General features: G+C 56.7%; 17 protein-coding genes and 3 tRNA genes. 2 read left to right on the top strand and 18 right to left on the bottom strand.

Annotation, left to right across the window (positions count from 1 at the left end; translation table 11 throughout):
- Position 1: 1 nt before the first annotated feature.
- From rplL to AB1644_00730, 13 genes are all read right to left on the bottom strand, one after another.
- A complete protein-coding gene (rplL, locus tag AB1644_00790) occupies positions 2-376 on the bottom strand; it encodes a 50S ribosomal protein L7/L12 (GenBank protein MEW6049592.1) in 375 nt (124 codons plus the stop codon).
- 152 nt (positions 377-528) lie between these two features.
- Positions 529-1,053, bottom strand: coding sequence for a 50S ribosomal protein L10 (gene rplJ / locus AB1644_00785; GenBank protein ID MEW6049591.1), 525 nt, complete (start codon positions 1,051-1,053; stop codon positions 529-531).
- 16 nt (positions 1,054-1,069) lie between these two features.
- Complete coding sequence (gene rplA, locus AB1644_00780; protein ID MEW6049590.1) at positions 1,070-1,774, bottom strand: 50S ribosomal protein L1; 705 nt, start codon at positions 1,772-1,774, stop codon at positions 1,070-1,072.
- Between the two features lie 68 nt (positions 1,775-1,842).
- On the bottom strand, positions 1,843-2,265 hold the full coding sequence (gene rplK / locus AB1644_00775; GenBank protein ID MEW6049589.1) for a 50S ribosomal protein L11: 423 nt from the start codon (positions 2,263-2,265) through the stop codon (positions 1,843-1,845).
- Positions 2,266-2,297: 32 nt separating this feature from the next.
- A complete protein-coding gene (gene nusG / locus AB1644_00770; protein ID MEW6049588.1) occupies positions 2,298-2,840 on the bottom strand; it encodes a transcription termination/antitermination protein NusG in 543 nt (180 codons plus the stop codon).
- The gene (secE, locus tag AB1644_00765; protein ID MEW6049587.1) at positions 2,841-3,041 is read right to left on the bottom strand and encodes a preprotein translocase subunit SecE; all 201 of its coding nucleotides are present in this window, start codon (positions 3,039-3,041) and stop codon (positions 2,841-2,843) included.
- An 18-nt stretch (positions 3,042-3,059) separates the two neighbouring features.
- Positions 3,060-3,136, bottom strand: a tRNA-Trp gene (locus tag AB1644_00760).
- 17 nt (positions 3,137-3,153) lie between these two features.
- Positions 3,154-3,306, bottom strand: a complete 153-nt coding sequence (gene rpmG, locus AB1644_00755) for a 50S ribosomal protein L33 (protein MEW6049586.1) — start codon at positions 3,304-3,306, stop codon at positions 3,154-3,156.
- 31 nt (positions 3,307-3,337) lie between these two features.
- On the bottom strand, positions 3,338-4,546 hold the full coding sequence (tuf, locus tag AB1644_00750) for an elongation factor Tu (GenBank protein MEW6049585.1): 1,209 nt from the start codon (positions 4,544-4,546) through the stop codon (positions 3,338-3,340).
- 39 nt (positions 4,547-4,585) lie between these two features.
- Positions 4,586-4,658: transfer RNA gene (locus AB1644_00745), tRNA-Thr, on the bottom strand.
- A 178-nt stretch (positions 4,659-4,836) separates the two neighbouring features.
- Positions 4,837-5,430, bottom strand: a complete 594-nt coding sequence (locus tag AB1644_00740; GenBank protein ID MEW6049584.1) for a hypothetical protein — start codon at positions 5,428-5,430, stop codon at positions 4,837-4,839.
- Between the two features lie 19 nt (positions 5,431-5,449).
- Positions 5,450-5,522 (bottom strand) — tRNA-Gly (locus AB1644_00735).
- A 70-nt stretch (positions 5,523-5,592) separates the two neighbouring features.
- Positions 5,593-6,459: an NAD(+)/NADH kinase gene (locus AB1644_00730; protein ID MEW6049583.1), complete on the bottom strand. Its 867-nt coding sequence runs from the start codon at positions 6,457-6,459 to the stop codon at positions 5,593-5,595.
- Positions 6,460-6,620: 161 nt separating this feature from the next.
- Here AB1644_00730 and AB1644_00725 point away from each other — a divergent pair, with 161 nt between their 5' ends.
- Complete coding sequence (locus AB1644_00725) at positions 6,621-8,654, top strand: tetratricopeptide repeat protein (GenBank protein MEW6049582.1); 2,034 nt, start codon at positions 6,621-6,623, stop codon at positions 8,652-8,654.
- Between the two features lie 37 nt (positions 8,655-8,691).
- Entirely contained in the window at positions 8,692-10,746 is a 2,055-nt protein-coding gene (locus AB1644_00720; GenBank protein MEW6049581.1) for a hypothetical protein, read from the top strand.
- 13 nt (positions 10,747-10,759) lie between these two features.
- Here AB1644_00720 and AB1644_00715 read toward each other — a convergent pair whose 3' ends face one another.
- The 5 genes from AB1644_00715 to xseA form a co-directional block, all read right to left on the bottom strand.
- The gene (locus AB1644_00715) at positions 10,760-12,331 is read right to left on the bottom strand and encodes an OmpA family protein (protein MEW6049580.1); all 1,572 of its coding nucleotides are present in this window, start codon (positions 12,329-12,331) and stop codon (positions 10,760-10,762) included.
- A 105-nt stretch (positions 12,332-12,436) separates the two neighbouring features.
- Positions 12,437-14,404: a 1-deoxy-D-xylulose-5-phosphate synthase gene (gene dxs / locus AB1644_00710; protein MEW6049579.1), complete on the bottom strand. Its 1,968-nt coding sequence runs from the start codon at positions 14,402-14,404 to the stop codon at positions 12,437-12,439.
- 18 nt (positions 14,405-14,422) lie between these two features.
- Entirely contained in the window at positions 14,423-15,307 is an 885-nt protein-coding gene (locus AB1644_00705) for a polyprenyl synthetase family protein (GenBank protein MEW6049578.1), read from the bottom strand.
- Entirely contained in the window at positions 15,307-15,555 is a 249-nt protein-coding gene (xseB, locus tag AB1644_00700) for an exodeoxyribonuclease VII small subunit (GenBank protein ID MEW6049577.1), read from the bottom strand. The genes AB1644_00705 and xseB overlap by 1 nt, the downstream gene beginning before the upstream one ends.
- Before the next feature lie 4 nt (positions 15,556-15,559).
- On the bottom strand, positions 15,560-16,813 hold the full coding sequence (xseA, locus tag AB1644_00695; GenBank protein MEW6049576.1) for an exodeoxyribonuclease VII large subunit: 1,254 nt from the start codon (positions 16,811-16,813) through the stop codon (positions 15,560-15,562).
- Positions 16,814-16,845: the final 32 nt, after the last annotated feature.

Genomic DNA, 16,845 nt, shown 5'->3' with positions numbered 1-16,845 from the left:
ACTACTTGATCTCGACAGTCCCGCCAACCTCTTCGAGCTTGGCTTTGGCGGCCTCGGCCTCCTGTTTGGAGACTCCTTCCTTGACCTTCGCCGGAGCTGCCTCGACCAGGTCTTTGGCCTCTTTCAGACCCAGGCTGGTCAGCTCGCGGACCACTTTGATGACCTGGATCTTCTTCTCGCCGGCTGAGGTCAGGACGACCGCAAACTCGGTCTGCTCCTCAACCTTGGCAGCGGCAGCGCCGCCGCCGGCCATCATGCCCGGCATCATAGCCATCGGGGCAGCCGCTTTGACGCCGAACTTATCCTGAATCGCCTTGGACAACTCCGCCAGGTCCATTGCGCTCAGACCGGCGATCTTGTCAACAATCTCTACAATCGCTGCGTTTGACACGTCGCATTCCTCTCACTCTACGTTCAACTATTGCTCGTCGTTTTAACTTTTCTATCGGGACCAGGCCTGCCCAAACGGTGAGACGAAACCGCTTAGAAGCAAGGGAGGCATCTGTCCCCAACGTCTCGGTCAGTTCATCACGCGGCCGTCTTTTTCTTTTCGGCAAGGGCGTCGATCGTGCCGATCAATTCGGTGAAGACGGCATCGACGGCTCCGACTAGCGCCGAGAGCGGCGATTCGACCGCCGCCACCACCTGCGACAGAAGCACCTCGCGCGACGGCAGATCGGCCAGGCGCTGTATGTCCGCGCCATCGTGCACGTGGTTGTCCACCACGAACACCTTCACGCGGGGGAGCTGTTTTTCCTTGAAGGAGTCGTTGAGGATCTTGGCTGCGACCGACGCATCCTTTCGGACAAAGGCAACTGCTGTCGGACCGGTGAAAAACTGGTCCAGGTTCGGTGCCCCCGCCTCTTTGGCCGCCAGCTTGAACAGCGTGTTCTTGGCAACCAGATACCGGACACTCCCTTCACGGAGGTTCTTCCGAAGCACCGTCATATCGGCCACGTTCAGGCCCTGATACTCGGTCACAAAATAGGAACTCGACTCGCCGAAGAGCTGCTTGATCTCGGTGACGGCGTCTACTTTTTCCTGTTTGGGCATGTCTCGCTCGTCCTTTCTACTTCTTCGTCGCCGCGGTCAGTTCCGAAATGTCCAGCTTGATACCCGGGCTCATGGTCGAACAAATCGACGCGCTGAGCACATAGGTCCCTTTGGCCGATGCCGGTTTGGCCCGCATGATTGCCTCCAGGAACGCGTGAACATTCTCGACGATCTGAGGTTCGCCGAACGACAGCTTGCCGACCGAGACGGCCACGTTTGACTGGCGGTCGACACGGAATTCAATACGTCCGCCGCGAAGCTCTTTGACGGTACGGGCGATGTCCATGGTCACTGTCCCGGTCTTGGGATTCGGCATCAGGCCGCGCGGCCCCAACACCTTTCCCAATGGGCCGAGCACCCGCATCATGTCGGGCGTGGCCACCGCCACATCGAAATCGGTCCAGCCTCCCTTGATCTTTTCGGCCAGGTCATCGGAGCCGACAAAATCGGCGCCCGCCTCTTTGGCCTCGGCCGCCTTCTCGCCCTGTGCGAACACAGCTACGCGAACACTTTTGCCGGTGCCGTTGGGCAATGCCACTGTGCCGCGTACCATCTGATCCGCATGCTTGGGGTCCACCCCAAGCCGCATGGCCACCTCGACCGATTCGTCGAATTTGGCGTACTTGTTCTCCTTGAGCATCTTGACCGCGTCCGGCAACTGGTACCGCTTTCGCCGGTCAACCTTCTCACGAAACGACAAGTATTTCTTAGAGTGTTTCATGTTCTCCTATTCTCCCTGGAACCGGACATGCCGCACCAGGTGATAGCGAATGTGAACCTTTGCGTGTACTATACGATCTCAATTCCCATCGAGCGGGCGGTCCCCTCGACCATCTTGATGGCGGTATCCACGTTGGCGGCGTTCAGATCCGCCATCTTGGACTGTGCAATCTCGCGCACCTGGTCACGGGTGACCGAGCCGATCTTGTCTTTGTTGGGGACGCTTGACCCCTTGGGCACTTTGGCCGCCATTTTCAACAGGGTCGACGCCGGCGGCGTCTTGGTAATGAACGTAAACGACTTGTCCGAATACACCGTGATAATCACGGGAGTCAGCAGGCCGTTGCCGCTCTGCGTCTTGGCGTTGAACGCCTTGCAGAACTCCATGATGTTGACGCCGCGCTGGCCAAGCGCCGGCCCCACCGGCGGCGCCGGATTGGCCTGACCGGCCGGTATCTGCAATTTCACTAACGCTGCAACTTTCTTTGCCACGTGTCTCTATTCTCCGAAAATACGATCTTATCCTATACCTTGACCTTGGCCAACTCTACCTGCAAATAATCCAGTTCCACCGGTGTGGGACGGCCGAAAATCGATACCATCACCTTCACCTTGCGCCGCTCCATATTGACCTCGGCGACGGTGCCCGAGAAATCCATGAAGGGACCATCTTTCACTTTAACAGGGTCGCCCGCCTGGAACGGCACTTCCTGCACTTCCTCAGTGCGACTGCGGTCGATCTGACCCACAATGCGCTGCACCTCGTCGTCTTTTAGCGGCGTCGGTTTGCCGCTCGGCCCCACAAAATTGGTAATCCCAGGCGTGTTGGTCACCAGGTTCTGCGTTTCCTTGTCCAGATCCATCTGCACCAGAATGTAGCTGGGAAGGAACTTTTTCGTGCTGGTGGCACGTTTCCCCTGCTTCATCTCCGTCACCTGCTCGGTGGGAATGAGGATCTGGCCGAATCTCTCCTGCAGGCCGGCGTTCACCACCGCCGACTCCAGATACCGCTTGGCCTTCTGCTCGTGACCCGAATAGGTGTGCGCGACGTACCAGCGTAACGCCACTTAGCCTCCGATCCCGCCACCAAAAATGGTACGGACAAGCAAGGTCAGTCCCCGGTCAACTGCGCCGATGAACACCGCGACAATGAGTGAGACGACGATCACGATGATTGTGGAACCGACCAGTTCGTCTTTTGTGGGCCAGGTCATTTTCTGAAGCTCGGCCAGCGTTTCTTTCAGATACTTTTTCAGTTTCTCTATCATAGTCCGTACCAGTCGATTTGGCAGGCCAGGAGGGACTCGAACCCCCAACCACCGGTTTTGGAGACCGGCGCTCTACCAATTAGAGCTACTGGCCTACTCGGGCAGTTTGCGACTATCTGGTCTCCTTGTGCGCCGTGTGCTTGTTGCAGAACGGACAGAACTTGCGAAACTCCACCCGCTCCGGGTGCAACCGCTTGTTCTTGGTCGTGTCGTAGTTGCGACGTTTGCACTCGCCGCAGGCCAGGGTGATTCTGTCTCTTGGCACTGTCGTATCGCCTTCTTGTTAGCTCTTTCGTCTATTCCAGGATCTCGTGGATGACGCCGGCGCCGATGGTCCGCCCACCCTCACGGATGGCGAACCGCAGCTCCTTCTCCATCGCTATCGGCGTGATCAACTCGATCTCCATCGTCACATTGTCCCCAGGCATCGTCATCTCCACCCCCGACGGCAACTGCACCACCCCCGTCACATCCGTCGTCCGAAAATAAAACTGCGGCCGGTACCCGTTGAAAAACGGCGTGTGACGACCCCCCTCCTCTTTCGTCAACACGTACACCTCCGCCTTAAACTTCTTGTGCGGCGTGATACTCCCCGGCGCCGCCAACACCATCCCTCGCTCCAGATCATCCTTGTCCACCCCACGCAGCAACAACCCCACATTATCACCCGCCTGCGCCTCATCCAACAACTTCCGGAACATCTCCACCCCCGTCACCACCGTCTTCCGCGTCTCCCGTATCCCCACTACCTCCACCTCCTGTCCCTGCTTGATCACCCCACGCTCCACACGACCCGTCCCCACCGTCCCACGACCCGTGATCGAAAATACATCCTCCACCGGCATCAAAAACGGCTTGTCTATCTCTCGCTTCGGCTCCGGGATGTACGTGTCGCACGCCTCCACCAAATCCAAAATCGGCTTGAACACCGCATCCTGCGGATTGAACGTCCCCGTCGCTCCCGCCACCATCGCCTGCAACGCCGACCCACGTATGATCGGTATATCATCCCCGGGGAACTGGTACGTCGTCAACAAATCCCTCACCTCAAGCTCCACCAGATCCAGCAACTCCGGGTCATCCACCATGTCCACCTTGTTCAAAAACACGATGATGTACGGCACCCCCACCTGACGAGCCAGCAAAATGTGCTCCCGCGTCTGCGGCATCGGGCCATCCGCCGCACTCACCACCAGGATCGCTCCGTCCATCTGCGCCGCCCCCGTGATCATGTTCTTCACGTAATCAGCGTGACCCGGACAGTCCACATGCGCATAATGTCGCTTCCCCGACTCGTACTCCACGTGCGCCGTCGCTATCGTGATCCCACGCTCCCGCTCCTCCGGCGCATTATCTATCGAATCAAACGTCCGGATCGCACTCCCCGTCAACTTGTTCATCACCATCGTGATCGCCGCCGTCAACGTCGTCTTCCCATGATCCACGTGACCTATCGTCCCCACATTCACATGCGGCTTCTTCCGTATGAACTTCTCTTTTGCCATCGCCGGACTGCCTTTCCTTCACACCCTTATCACAACACAAGCCCAGAACCAGGATCGAACTGGTGACCTCATCCTTACCAAGGATGTGCTCTACCAACTGAGCTATCTGGGCTTCCGTTAATCATTTATTATCAACAAAAAGCCAAGAACGCGCAAAAAGAGACAGACCTCTCCTTTGAGCGAACCCTGAAAATATGCCCCCTCCTCCGGGCTGTCAAGCCTATTTTTGATACTCTAAGTCAAATCCCGGCAAGCTCTAACAACGGTACCCAGCGCCCACCAGCGAGCCTTTATTTGTTCTTAATGGAAACAAGCAGTTTGAGGCTGTCCAGCGGTGGTACTCCCCAAATGGCGCGTTCCGAATCGCCCGTCAAAGTGTCGAAAAATGGTATGAACCACCGCCCAAATCTATCCCTATCGCATTGCGTACCATACTTTTGGGCAAGTCCCTGTCGCACCAGATAGCGGTCCAGGGTGGCGGCCGCAAGATGCCTGGCAGCATCGTATCCCTTCCGTGCAGACTCCATGGCGAGCAAATGAGCCAGCAAAAGTGTTTCTGTCTCGCTCGGCCGACTCGTTTCATAAAGCACCAATGAAGCACGGTACAGGTCGACCGGTTCGACCAGCAGAGACTGAGCGAGAAACTGGTAGATCGTGCGGCGAAACTCCATCTCCTGACGAATGCGAACTTCTTGCGACAACAGTGTGTCGGCGGGCATGGCCTCAAGCTGCCGAACCATGGACGCCAGTTCGCCTGTAACCGGCGATTCGCGCTTGGTGAGGCGCTCCGGTTTTCTCTCGATGCAACTCGCGAACAGGAGAAGTAACGCCCACAGCGTGGCTAGGGCGTGATATCTGAGCGGAGCAAGGTAACGGATATTCATGCCAACCGGTCGCAATAAAAGCGGGAGACGGGACTCGAACCCGCGACCAACAGCTTGGAAGGCTGTGACTCTACCACCTGAGTTACTCCCGCGTGTCGCGTCGAAATAGTACCGGATACGGCGGTCGGTCGCAAGGGGTTTTTGCGAGACGCTGAACCACTATCAAATGTGGTAGTTGGCCGGTCGGCCCCAGTGCAGCTTGTTGCGAAGCAACTTATAGAAGGAACGGTCAGGAAACGTGATCAGCTTAAGGCGAAAATCCGCACGCCTGATGGTGACCGTCTCGCGCGCGTTTACAGCCACGCCGACCTGGCCATCGAGCGTCAGGTTCGCTTCTTCGTTTCTGTTGAGCACCGACAACTGCAATACATCAGCGCCATCGAAGATCATCGGGCGGGTGGTAAGAGAAAACGCGGCGATCGGCGCCGCGATCATTGCCTCCATTTTTGGGTGCATGATCGGTCCGCCAACGGCCAGCGCATAGGCGGTGGAACCGGTCGGTGTGGCTATGATCAAACCGTCCGACTTGTATGTGACCACATCCTCGTCGTTCACCCGCAAGTTGATATCCAGGATGCGACTGCCAGGTCCCCGGTCCAGAACTATGTCGTTTAGCGCGAATGGTTCCGTCAGGCGATATCGACCATCTGTCTCCGCTTTCAGCAGCATCCGTTCTTCGATCTGGAAGTTACCGGCCACAACCGCTTCAAGACTCGAGATCAGTTCCTCCGGCGTTTGCTGAGTGAGAAAGCCAAGTGATCCGAGATTGATACCCAGTACCGGTTTACCCGATGCCCCGACCGCCCGTGCCGTGGACAGCAGTGTGCCGTCGCCACCCATTGAAATGACGATCTCCGACTGTGCGGCCAAGTGACTTAGCTTGAAAAGTCGGAACCGTTCCGGCGCCGCCGACCTGAGGGAATCACTGAGAACCAGATCGTGACCATGTTTGTCCGCCCAACCGACTACTGCGTCGATTGCCTCACGGGCGCCGATTCTATGAAGGTTGGCTGTCAGGCCGAATCGCATAATATCCTCGTCGCGATCAACATAAGGGACTTGTCCCGACAAAGGCAAGCGCCTTGTGTGACAGTTCCCAAGAAGGATCGGAAAACGCTTTGAGCCTTAGTGCCAAGCTCTTATCTTCCAACTGCCAGGTGCATCCAACTGGTGTTTCGGATTCACGTACTATGACACACCCCGCGCCCCGCCGGACAGTATCTACAGGCATCGTGGCGTACGTCTGCACCGTGGCACTGTTTGCCGGTGCATCTTTTCTCCCCGACCAGCGCCTTTGGGGAATAGCCGTTTGGGCCTATTCCCCGCTGTGGTCGAGGATCGTTCTCCTGACATGCGGTCTGGTTGGTCTGTACGCTGCGATGCGTGTGGTCGGTAGAACGGATCGGGCGGCGGAGTCTTCCCGATCCGATTCGCAATACTGGCTTATCAGTGCGTCGATTCTCGTGGCGCTTGGAGTCTGTTTTATCCTGCTTCGAAATCGGACACACTTTTTAGGTGATGGGTACACGCTGTTGGCCAATCTGGCGGACCAGAATCCAGTCGCAAAAGGACGCAATCTGGGAGAGCATATGGTGCATGTATGGCTGAAAGACTTGCTGGGCGGAGACCCCAAAGCCGCCGCACTCTCCAGTTTTCGGATGATCTCAATCGGCTCTGGTTTGTTATTCGTGGCCGCATCAGCGATAACGGCGCGATTCCTTTACACCTCGAATCTCAAGCGCGTACTGTTTACGCTTGGCCTGGCCGGCGGGGGATGGGCGCTTCTGTTTTTCGGCTACGCGGAGAATTACTCGCTGTTCACGCTCTCGATCGCTCTGTTCCTGCTTGCGGGAGTGCTTCATACTCGCGGCCGGATATCCCGGTGGTGGATCCTGTTGCCATTGGCACTGGCGCTGTTTTTCCACAGCCTCGGCGCGACCCTGCTGCCGGCGGCCGCCTACCTCCTCATGAAGGATACATCGTTGGGCCTGGCGATCGGACAGATAAGCCGACAAACTCGAACCGGTGTGATCGTGATTTGCGGCGTGATCGGCGTCGCGATCTTCATACAATTGTACACGACCGACTATTTCTTCCGATTTGCCTTCGTGCCATTTATTGCCAACCGCTTCACGATCGATGGGTACACCCTGCTGTCCGCGCGACACCTGATCGACTACCTCAATCTGCTGATGCTCCTCTTTCCCGGCCTGCTTGTGCTGCTCTCCCTGCTACCGGAGGTTTCTTTAGGGAAAATCCTGCACCACGCTGAGATCCGGTTCGTACTAATCACAGTTGCCGTTACGATGGGGACGATGTTCGTACTCGACCCCAAGCTGGGCATGCCGCGTGACTGGGATCTGTTCTCGCTTCCAGGAATACCGATTGTCCTCTTTGCCCTGCTCGTCTTGTTGGCATCGTCCAGGCGTAATCTTATCGGCGCGACCGTGCTGATCGTGTTCCTTGGATTTCTCTCCCTTGGTCCGAGAGTAATCGGGCAGGTGCAGGCGGACATGGCTATCGCGCAGTTCACCGATTATATCTCGATTGATAAGCAGCGGAGCCGTACCGCCTGGTATTTGTTGAGCAACTACTACTACGAGCGCGCCGATACGACCCGGACCATCCAGATCGAAAAGCAACGGGAGATACTGTATCCTGAGGAACGCATGGTGATAGCCGCGTCCATGCTATGTCGCCAGGGGAAATGCGCTGAAGCAAAACCAACTCTGGACCATGTATTAGTCGTGAATCCGCAGTACGCGGATGCCTGGGCATCTCTCTGTACCTACTTCATCGGGGCAAATCGGTTCGACAGCGCGCTGACCTGCATCAAGATCGCCGATGGGCTCAATCCGTACAATCCCGGATATCTCAACGAGATGGGACGGGCCTATTCGTTTCTGAACGATTTCGACGGCGCCCGCAAGGCGTGGGGGCGCTCCTCACAGATCGACACGGTCAGCTACGCGCCTGTGTTTAATATTGCCCGGATGTACCAGGTGCTGGGGGATAAGAAACTGTTTCTTCAGTATCTGACTGAGGCTTCCCTCCGGCGGGATGCCCCTTACAACATCTCGCGCGAGGTTGGTCAGGTCTGTCTTGAGAATGGTGATATACCGGCTGCTGCCGAAGCGCTCAGCCGGGCCTTGCGTCGCGGCATGGATACCGCCGAAGTACGTCAATTCGCCGAAAAGTACCCGTCACTGAACGTGATCTTCTGATACTCGACCACCAAATCACTACACAAGTGAGAAGCGGGTGACATCAGATAAATCCTCGTTCGTCCAGATCGACAACCGTGCAATGTATGCATACCTGACGACACTCGCACTGTTCTTCGTTGCTTCCTTTTATCCCGAGTTGAGGTTGTGGGGAATTGGACACTGGGCGTTCTTACCGGCTTGGGGAAGGTTGGTCTTATTGGTGGTCGGCCTGCTGATACCCTTCCTTATTCGACATACTCTGACGTTTCGTTCCGTCGGGATCGAGATGACCGACAAGGACATTTCAGCAAAGACATATCTTGTGTTCGCCTTCGCGACCGTGGTAGTGCTTGGATCGCTTTTCTACTTGCTGCGTGCGCGTTATTACTTCCTCGGAGACGGGTACACGCTGTTGTCGGAATTATCGGCAGAGACCCCGTTGGTCAAGGGGCGTGGCATTGGCGAAGGGTTGACGCATGTGTGGCTGAAGTCGCTGATCGGCGGCGATACCAGACGGGCCGCGCTTCTATCGTACCAACTGCTCTCGATCGGTAGTGGGCTTCTGTTTATGTCGTTGACCTTTCTTTCTGCTTCCGCGCTGTTTGACCGGCACAAAGATCGGCTGATTTTCGCTGTCGGAATACTCTCGGGTGGTTACATGCTTCTGTTCTTCGGCTATGTGGAGAACTATGCTTCGTTTTGCCTTTCGATCTGTCTTTTCACGTTGGCCGGTTTGTTGATCGCCATCGGGAAGCTTCGGCGGTGGCTGATCCTTTTGCCGCTGGTGCTTGCGCTGTTCTTTCACGTTTTAGGACTTACGCTGATCCCAGCGGCGGCATATATCCTGTTTCGGGAAACGAAAATGCATAGAATTCTGGCGGATCGGAACTGGCTGCTCCGAGCTGGGGCGGCGCTAGTCCTCATTACCGGCGCTGCCCTGTTGTTCACATATCTCTATCGTACTGAGTACTACTTCCGGTTCGCCTTCGTGCCGATCTGGTCGAGCCTGTTCACGGTCGAGGGGTACACGTTGTTTTCGGCAGCCCATTTGTTGGATTTCGGAAACCTGATTCTTACCTTGATGCCCGGCCTGTTGGTAGCGCTCGTCGCATTCAATCGAAGCGACTTGCGGCAACGGGCGACTCGGCCACCGTTTCGCTTCCTTCTGCTACTGGCGGTTCCAACCCTGGTCGCTGCATTTGTGCTTGATCCCAAACCGGGAATGCCGCGAGATTGGGACCTGTTTTCATTCCCGGGCGTGCCGATCATGGCACTATCCGCGATCGGACTGCTCGCGTCGCAACGTCGATGCCGTTACAGGTACAGAACGGCAACGCTGGTGATCGCGCTGGGAGGACTGTCACTCATCCCTCGCGCCATTGTGATCGCGGATTTCGATACCGCAGTGACACAGGTCCGAACCTATTACGCCCTGGATAAGGCCAAGAGTGCGCCGATCCGCTCAGTGTTATCCGATCAACTTGCCCTGGAAGGGAGACTGAGCGAGGCCCTGCGAGAGGCGGCGTTGATGCAACAGGATTATCCGGAAGCAGAGTTGATGAGCAAAACCGACACCCTTCTCCTCAGAGACAGTTGCGAGACGGGGATCGCCTTGTCAGAAGAGGTAATCAGACTCAACCCGCTCCGGTCGGGCGCCTGGGCAAGTATCGGATACTGTCTCAACCGCATGGGTCAGCGCGACAGCGCCCTTCTCATGCTGCGTATCGCCGACGGCCTTAACCCGTACAATCCCAAGATCCTGGTCCAGCTGGCGCGCGTGTATTTCAACTTAGGGGATACGACCAAGTCGGAGCAACTGTTGTTGGAAGCGCATCACCTGGACCCTAAGATGCTCCCTCCTATTCAGGGGTTGACGGCTGTTTATCGCTCACGAGGGGACACCGGGGCCTTTCGGGTCTTCTTCACTATGCTGCAGGCCGCGGCGGCCACCCCGAAAGAATACTTCGTGACCATAGGTGACGATATGGCCCGCAACAGAGAATTCAAGGATGCGGCTGTTTGTTATCAGGAAGCGCTTCGGCGCGGGCTGGACAGCGCTGTAACAAGGCAACGAATCAGCCAATATCCCGAACTTCAGAAATATCTTTGATCCGGGCCGAGCATTATTGAAGTATCACTATGTCAATACGACGGTTCTTAGCGCGACCTTCGGCTGAGATGTTCGATGCGATCGGTTTTTCCGAACCATAACCGATCGCTTTGATCCGGTCGGCACCGATAGTGAGCGCCTGTCTCAAATACTGCATCACCGCCATCGCGCGCTTTTCGGACAACTGCTGATTCCCCATCTGTTCCCCCTTGTCGTCGGTGTGTCCCTCAACGATAATCTGGCGGTCCGGGAACAGCGCGACGATCTCCTTCACTTTCTCCAAAAGTGGGAGATGCTCCTCGGTGATCTCACTCTTGCCGACAGCGAATGACAGGCCGGAGAGCCGTAGCACCATATCGTTGGTGGCGTTCAGAAGCACTTCCCCCTCAGTAGGGTTCAGCATCATCTTGGCCTGATTCAGTATCTCTTCCTGTTTCTGCCGTGCTTCAAGCTCGGCAGAAACCTCTTTGTGTGCCTCGGTGAGTTCGCTCATTTTCCCTTGTTCAGCAGCAATTTGTTCTGCCAGCCGTCCCCTTTCAGCCACCATGGCCGTGACGGCGCTGTCGATTGTTTTGGCCAGGACGGCGGCATCACCCGACTCAGGACCATCGAGTTTTCGCACCGTCCCCTGAAGTGAGGTTGTCAGCGCATCGTATGCGCTCGTAATCTCGTCAAGCTGCGTGCTCAACTTCCCTTCGGTCGATTTGCTCGATGCCTGGCCGCGCTGGGCGGCAGCGATAAGGGTGTCGGCCGCGGCCAGGGCACCAATGTCGTATGGGAGCTGCGCGATACCGAGGGCTTCGCCCACGCGGCTCATTTGTATCTCATAGAGGAGCATGAGCTTTTCCCATGCCTGATCGTTGCGCGGAAGGGATCGGACTGATTGCGCAATATTGGAGGCATGGCGCCCCTCGAACTCGGCTCGCGCCGCCTCGATCGACGCTTTCTCGCGAGCGTAGCGGTCCGCGACGAGTATCCCATCAGCCTTCTCGCGCGCGGTGCGCGCTTTGTCCAGCGTAGAAAGCGCATACTTGGGCGCATCGTCGGCGACCGCCTTGGCAATTGCCATATCGGCGCCACCGAGAATATCGACGCGAATCGCCTCGAACTCGGCTGTATCGAACAGTGGCGATGCCTTGTCCGCTTCTTTGAGGGCTCCCTTGACATCCCCACTCTCGACTTTGGCAGTTGCTTGCGTGAACTGCTGCTCGGCTTTGTCATATAGAGCCGGCACCAGCGATGGCGCCCGAGCGGCGCGTGCTTTGTCGCGAGGTGATTGATACTCTTTCAAAGATAACTTGACGACTTCGGTTGTCTTAAGCGCATTCTCCGCGAACTCGCGCGCCTTGCCGGCGTACCCGTCGATAACTTTCTGACCCCGCTTGAGATTCTGTGCCTGCTTAGCCTGGTCGAATTCTCGTTTGGCCTTGTCAAATGTCTTTGGCGCATAGACCGGTGCCTCGACCGCAATGGCCGAATCCATGATTTTGCCGACCGTTTCGATGTCAGTACCGGACTGACCGCTGGTTGAAACAGCCAGTGCCAACATCAGGACAACACTTATACTAAGGTATCGTACACGCATCACGTAACTCCATGTTGGGTGGTCCATATTTGATGGGTGAAGCTATGTGCGTAAGGCAGGTGCCTGCAACTTAAAAACGAACTCTGCAGGAAAGGCGAAGACGTATCAGCCGGCGTTCTTGAGCAAGTCGCGCTTTTTGGCAGCGCCGTTACGGCGAAGGACCAGACGCTGGAACAGATTTCCTTCGCCCCGCGCCTGGTCGGAGAAAAACTCTTCGAGCGTGGCCGCGATCCCATCGGCATCCAGACCGACTTCACGAAGCAACTGCGCCCGGTTACCGTGTGTAATGAACCGATCGCCGATACCGAGCGCCTTGAAACGACCATCGTAACCGTCGGACAACAGATACTCCGCCACCGCCTGGCCGAATCCTCCCCGCAAAGAAGCTTCTTCGACAGTGACAATCAGCCGTCCGTTCGCCCGGATTGCAGCCAGCATATTATGGTCGAACGGCTTGACGAACCGCGCATTCACAACCGCCACTTCAATCCCCCGCTCCGAAAGAGCCTTCGCTGCTCTGAGGGCATTATGCACCATGGTACCTACCGCCAGAATGATGGCTTCGGACTGGGGTGTCAGCCACTCCCACCTCCCCCATTCCAGTTGCGCAATTTCAGGTGTAATAGGCGTGGGAACGGTGTCGCGCGGATACCGGACGGCGACAATCCCATCGACCTGATGTTCGAGCGTATGGTGCATGACCGCGCGAAGTTCATTCCCGTCTTTCGGCGCCACGACCGTGACATTCGGGATCGTAGAGAGATACGCCAGATCGAAAACGCCGTGATGCGTAGGCCCATCGTCCCCCACCAGACCGGCCCGGTCCATACAGAGCACGGCAGGAAGCTTCTGGATGGCGAGGTCGTGAATCAACTGATCATAGGCACGCTGCAGAAAGGTCGAGTAGATCGCCACATACGGTCGCACCTGCCCGCTCGCCACAAGTCCGGCCGAGAAACAGGTGGCGTGTGCCTCGGCGATACCGACATCGAAGAACCGTTCCGGATATTTTTCCGAAAACTCGACCAGACCGGTACCGGAGCACATGGCGGCAGTGATCGCGACCACGCGCGGGTTTTTCTCCGCCAGTTCGAGCATCGTGCTGCCGAACACCTGCGTGTAGGAGGGGAGCTGGCTCGCCGATGAGGCCGCTTTACCCGTGACTTTGTCGAATTTCCCGATGCCGTGATACTTGAAGGCATCTTCCTCGGCAGGGGTGTATCCCTTACCCTTCTTGGTCGCCACGTGAAGGAGCACCGGACCGTTAATATGGCTGAGGTCCTCGAGCGTCCGGACCACCAGCGGCAGGTCGTGACCATCAATAGGGCCAAAATACCGAAACCCGAGCTTCTCGAACAACATCCCCGGCACCAACAACCCTTTGATGGAATTCTCTATGCTTCGGATTGTCTCGCGGATACGGTCCCGCCGTTTGAATCGGCCGGTCAACTCCCATACCTCGGCCCGCAGTTTCTGGAACTTCTCATCGGCCATGATGCCGGTGAGATACTTGGAAATGGAGCCGACATTTTTGGAGATCGACCACGTGTTGTCATTAAGAATCACCAGCAGGTTCTTCTTGAGTGAACCGGCGTTGTTCATTCCTTCGAATGCCAACCCGCCCGTCATGGCGCCGTCGCCGATCACCGCAACGACTTTGTATTCTTCTCCGGCCAGATCGCGCGCTACTGCAAATCCGAGCGCTGCGGATATCGAGGTCGAAGCATGTCCGGCCCCGAAGTGATCATACTCGGATTCAGCCCGCTTGGCATACCCGGCCAACCCCCCGTATTGACGGATCGTATGGATCTGTTCCCGCCGGCCGGTGAGCATCTTATGCGCGTAGGTCTGATGACTAACATCCCACACCAGCCGGTCCTTGAGGAAATCGAAGACGTAATGAAGCGCCACGGTCAGTTCGACCGCCCCCAAATTAGAGGCCAGGTGCCCGCCGGTCTCCGAAACTGTGGAGACGATTTGCTGGCGGATCTCCTCTGCCAGTTCGGTCAGTTCCTCCACCGATAGTTTCTTGAGATCGGAGGGGTCTTGAATATTCGGAAGGTACTTCATCATCAGTCTATACGATTACGTTCAGCGTTCCCGTTGGCCGATGAACCGGGCCAGAAATTTCAGCATGTTATCATCGCCGCCATCCACCAGCGCCAGCGCCTCATCAATCAGTTGCTCGGCATCCCGACGCGCTTCTTCGATACCTACTGCACTCGGGTAGGTTGCCTTTTGGTTCTTACAATCAGAGCCGACTTTCTTGCCCAGTTTTCGCTGGTCTCCCTGAATATCAAGAATATCATCAATGATCTGAAACGCCAGCCCGATTCGTTCCCCATACGCGGTCAGCAGGGCGAGCTTTTTTTCATCGGCGTCCGTCAGGATAGCCCCTATTCTCACGGAAGACCGGATCAGCGCACCCGTCTTGCGGGTATGGATCTTGATAACATCAGACTTGGTGACCGGTTTCCCTTCGGCTTCAATATCCGCCACCTGGCCGCCGAGCATCCCCGATGTACCGACCGCCTCCGCCAACTCTATGACCGCGGGGATCGAACCGGTCTGGGCCATCAGTCGGAATGCCACGTCATGGAGTGCATCGCCGGCCAGAACCGCCAGCGCTTCGCCGAACTTCTTATGGCAGGTGGGGATGCCCCGGCGAAGGTCGTCATCATCCATGCAGGGAAGGTCATCGTGGATCAGTGAGTAGGTATGGACCATTTCGATGGCAGCCATCGCCGAGTGTATCCGCCCGGAATCTTGTGCCGTGCTGCCACCACAGTATTCATATGTCGCCAAAGCCAGGATCGGTCGGAGCCGTTTGCCGCCCGCGAGAAGCGAGTACCGCATCGCCGCATGAAGCGACTTCGGCTCAATATCGTCCGATGGGGTATACGACTTGAGCAGCGAATCAACCAGGCGCTGTCCTGCCTGCAGATAGCCCGGCCCGTTGACGACCGCTGTTGGCATCACGGCGTTTCCTCTTCCTCGTCCGATTCGAAATCCCCTTCGGTCGGCACGCCGTTCTTGTCCGTTATGATCTTGATCTTCTTTTCCGCCTCGGCCAGCTTTCGGTCGCAGAACTGCGCGATTTCAAGCCCTTCGGTGTACAGTTCGATGGCTTCTTCGAGTTTCGTATCGCCCGATTCAAGCAACCCGGTGATTTCCTCCAGGCGTTGGATCGCCGATTCGTAGTCCTTGTATTTCTTCTTCGTCATCACGCTACACCTGTTTCTTTGCCGATGTCTCCCGCACCACCGACACCAGCCGCCCATCCGACAGCAGTGTTTCTATCACCGTGCCTGCCGCCACCTGACCGGCATTAGTTATCACCAGTCCATCGGAGGCCCGCCTTGTGACGGAGTAACCTCGACTGAGCACACGCAGCGGGGAGAGATCCTGCAGACGAGCCAGCAACAAAGATAAGAGATTTTTGTGCTGCTCAAAACGGTTTTTGCCGGCAGCAACCAGGAGGCGATTCAGACTGTCCAGATACTGCTGTCGTTGAAGGATACTCTCCAATGGCCGCCGAAATGCCGGACGGACATACAGCGCTGACAACCGCTGCCGGGCATGTTTCACCAGAAACCCGAGCCGACTCGCCTGCGTGTACACGAGCGACCTTATCTGCTCTTCAAACTCCCCCTTCGACCAAATGACCAACTCCGCCGCTGCCGATGGCGTAGGGGCGCGCAAATCGGCCGCAAGGTCGGACAAGGTCATGTCGATCTCGTGCCCGACCGCCGAGACGACAGGTTTCCCTGAACGTGCAATCGTGCGGACTGTTATTTCGGTGTTGAACGGCCAGAGATCCTCGAGAGAACCACCGCCACGTCCTACGATTATCACATCGATGTCATCCCGGCTGTTGAAATAATCCAATCCGGCTGCAATGGTTCGTTCCGCACCTTCCCCTTGAACCTGGGCCGGATAAACGATGAGCTGGACTGAGCTGTTGCGGCGACGAGTGATCTGGATTATGTCACGAATGGCGGCGCCGGTCGGCGACGTGACGATACCGATTGTCTGAGGATACCGTGGGATCTCATGCTTCCGGGATTCATCGAACAGTCCTTCTTTGGACAGCTTCTCGTGCAGTTGTCGGAATGCCAGTTCGAGTGGCCCCACACCCACCGGATGAATCTGCCGGCAATTGAGCTGGTAGTTGCCCCCTTTCTCATAGACCGAGATGTCACCCAGTATCCTCACCTTCTGACCATTCTCCGGCTCGAATCGCAGCGATGCCCCCACCGAACGCCATAGCGTTACCTTGATAACCGCGTTTTCGTCTTTGAGGTTAAAATATCGATGACCCGATGTATGGTGAAGGTAGTTGGATATCTCCCCTTCCACCCAGAGGTCGAAAAACGACTCCTCCAGCGCGGTCTTTATCATCCGCGTGATCGCGGTAACGGTATAGGCTTTGGATTCGGTCCGCACATTGGTAGTATAGCCGATGTAGCGCCTGCGGTGCAACCAGAAGAAACTGCCCCGACGACCGATGTGAC

This window comes from Candidatus Zixiibacteriota bacterium, assembly GCA_040753875.1.
Taxonomy (GTDB): domain Bacteria; phylum Zixibacteria; class MSB-5A5; order GN15; family FEB-12; genus DATKJY01.
Note: the sequence above shows the minus strand (reverse complement) of the source record. Positions and strands in the feature narration are given on the sequence as shown.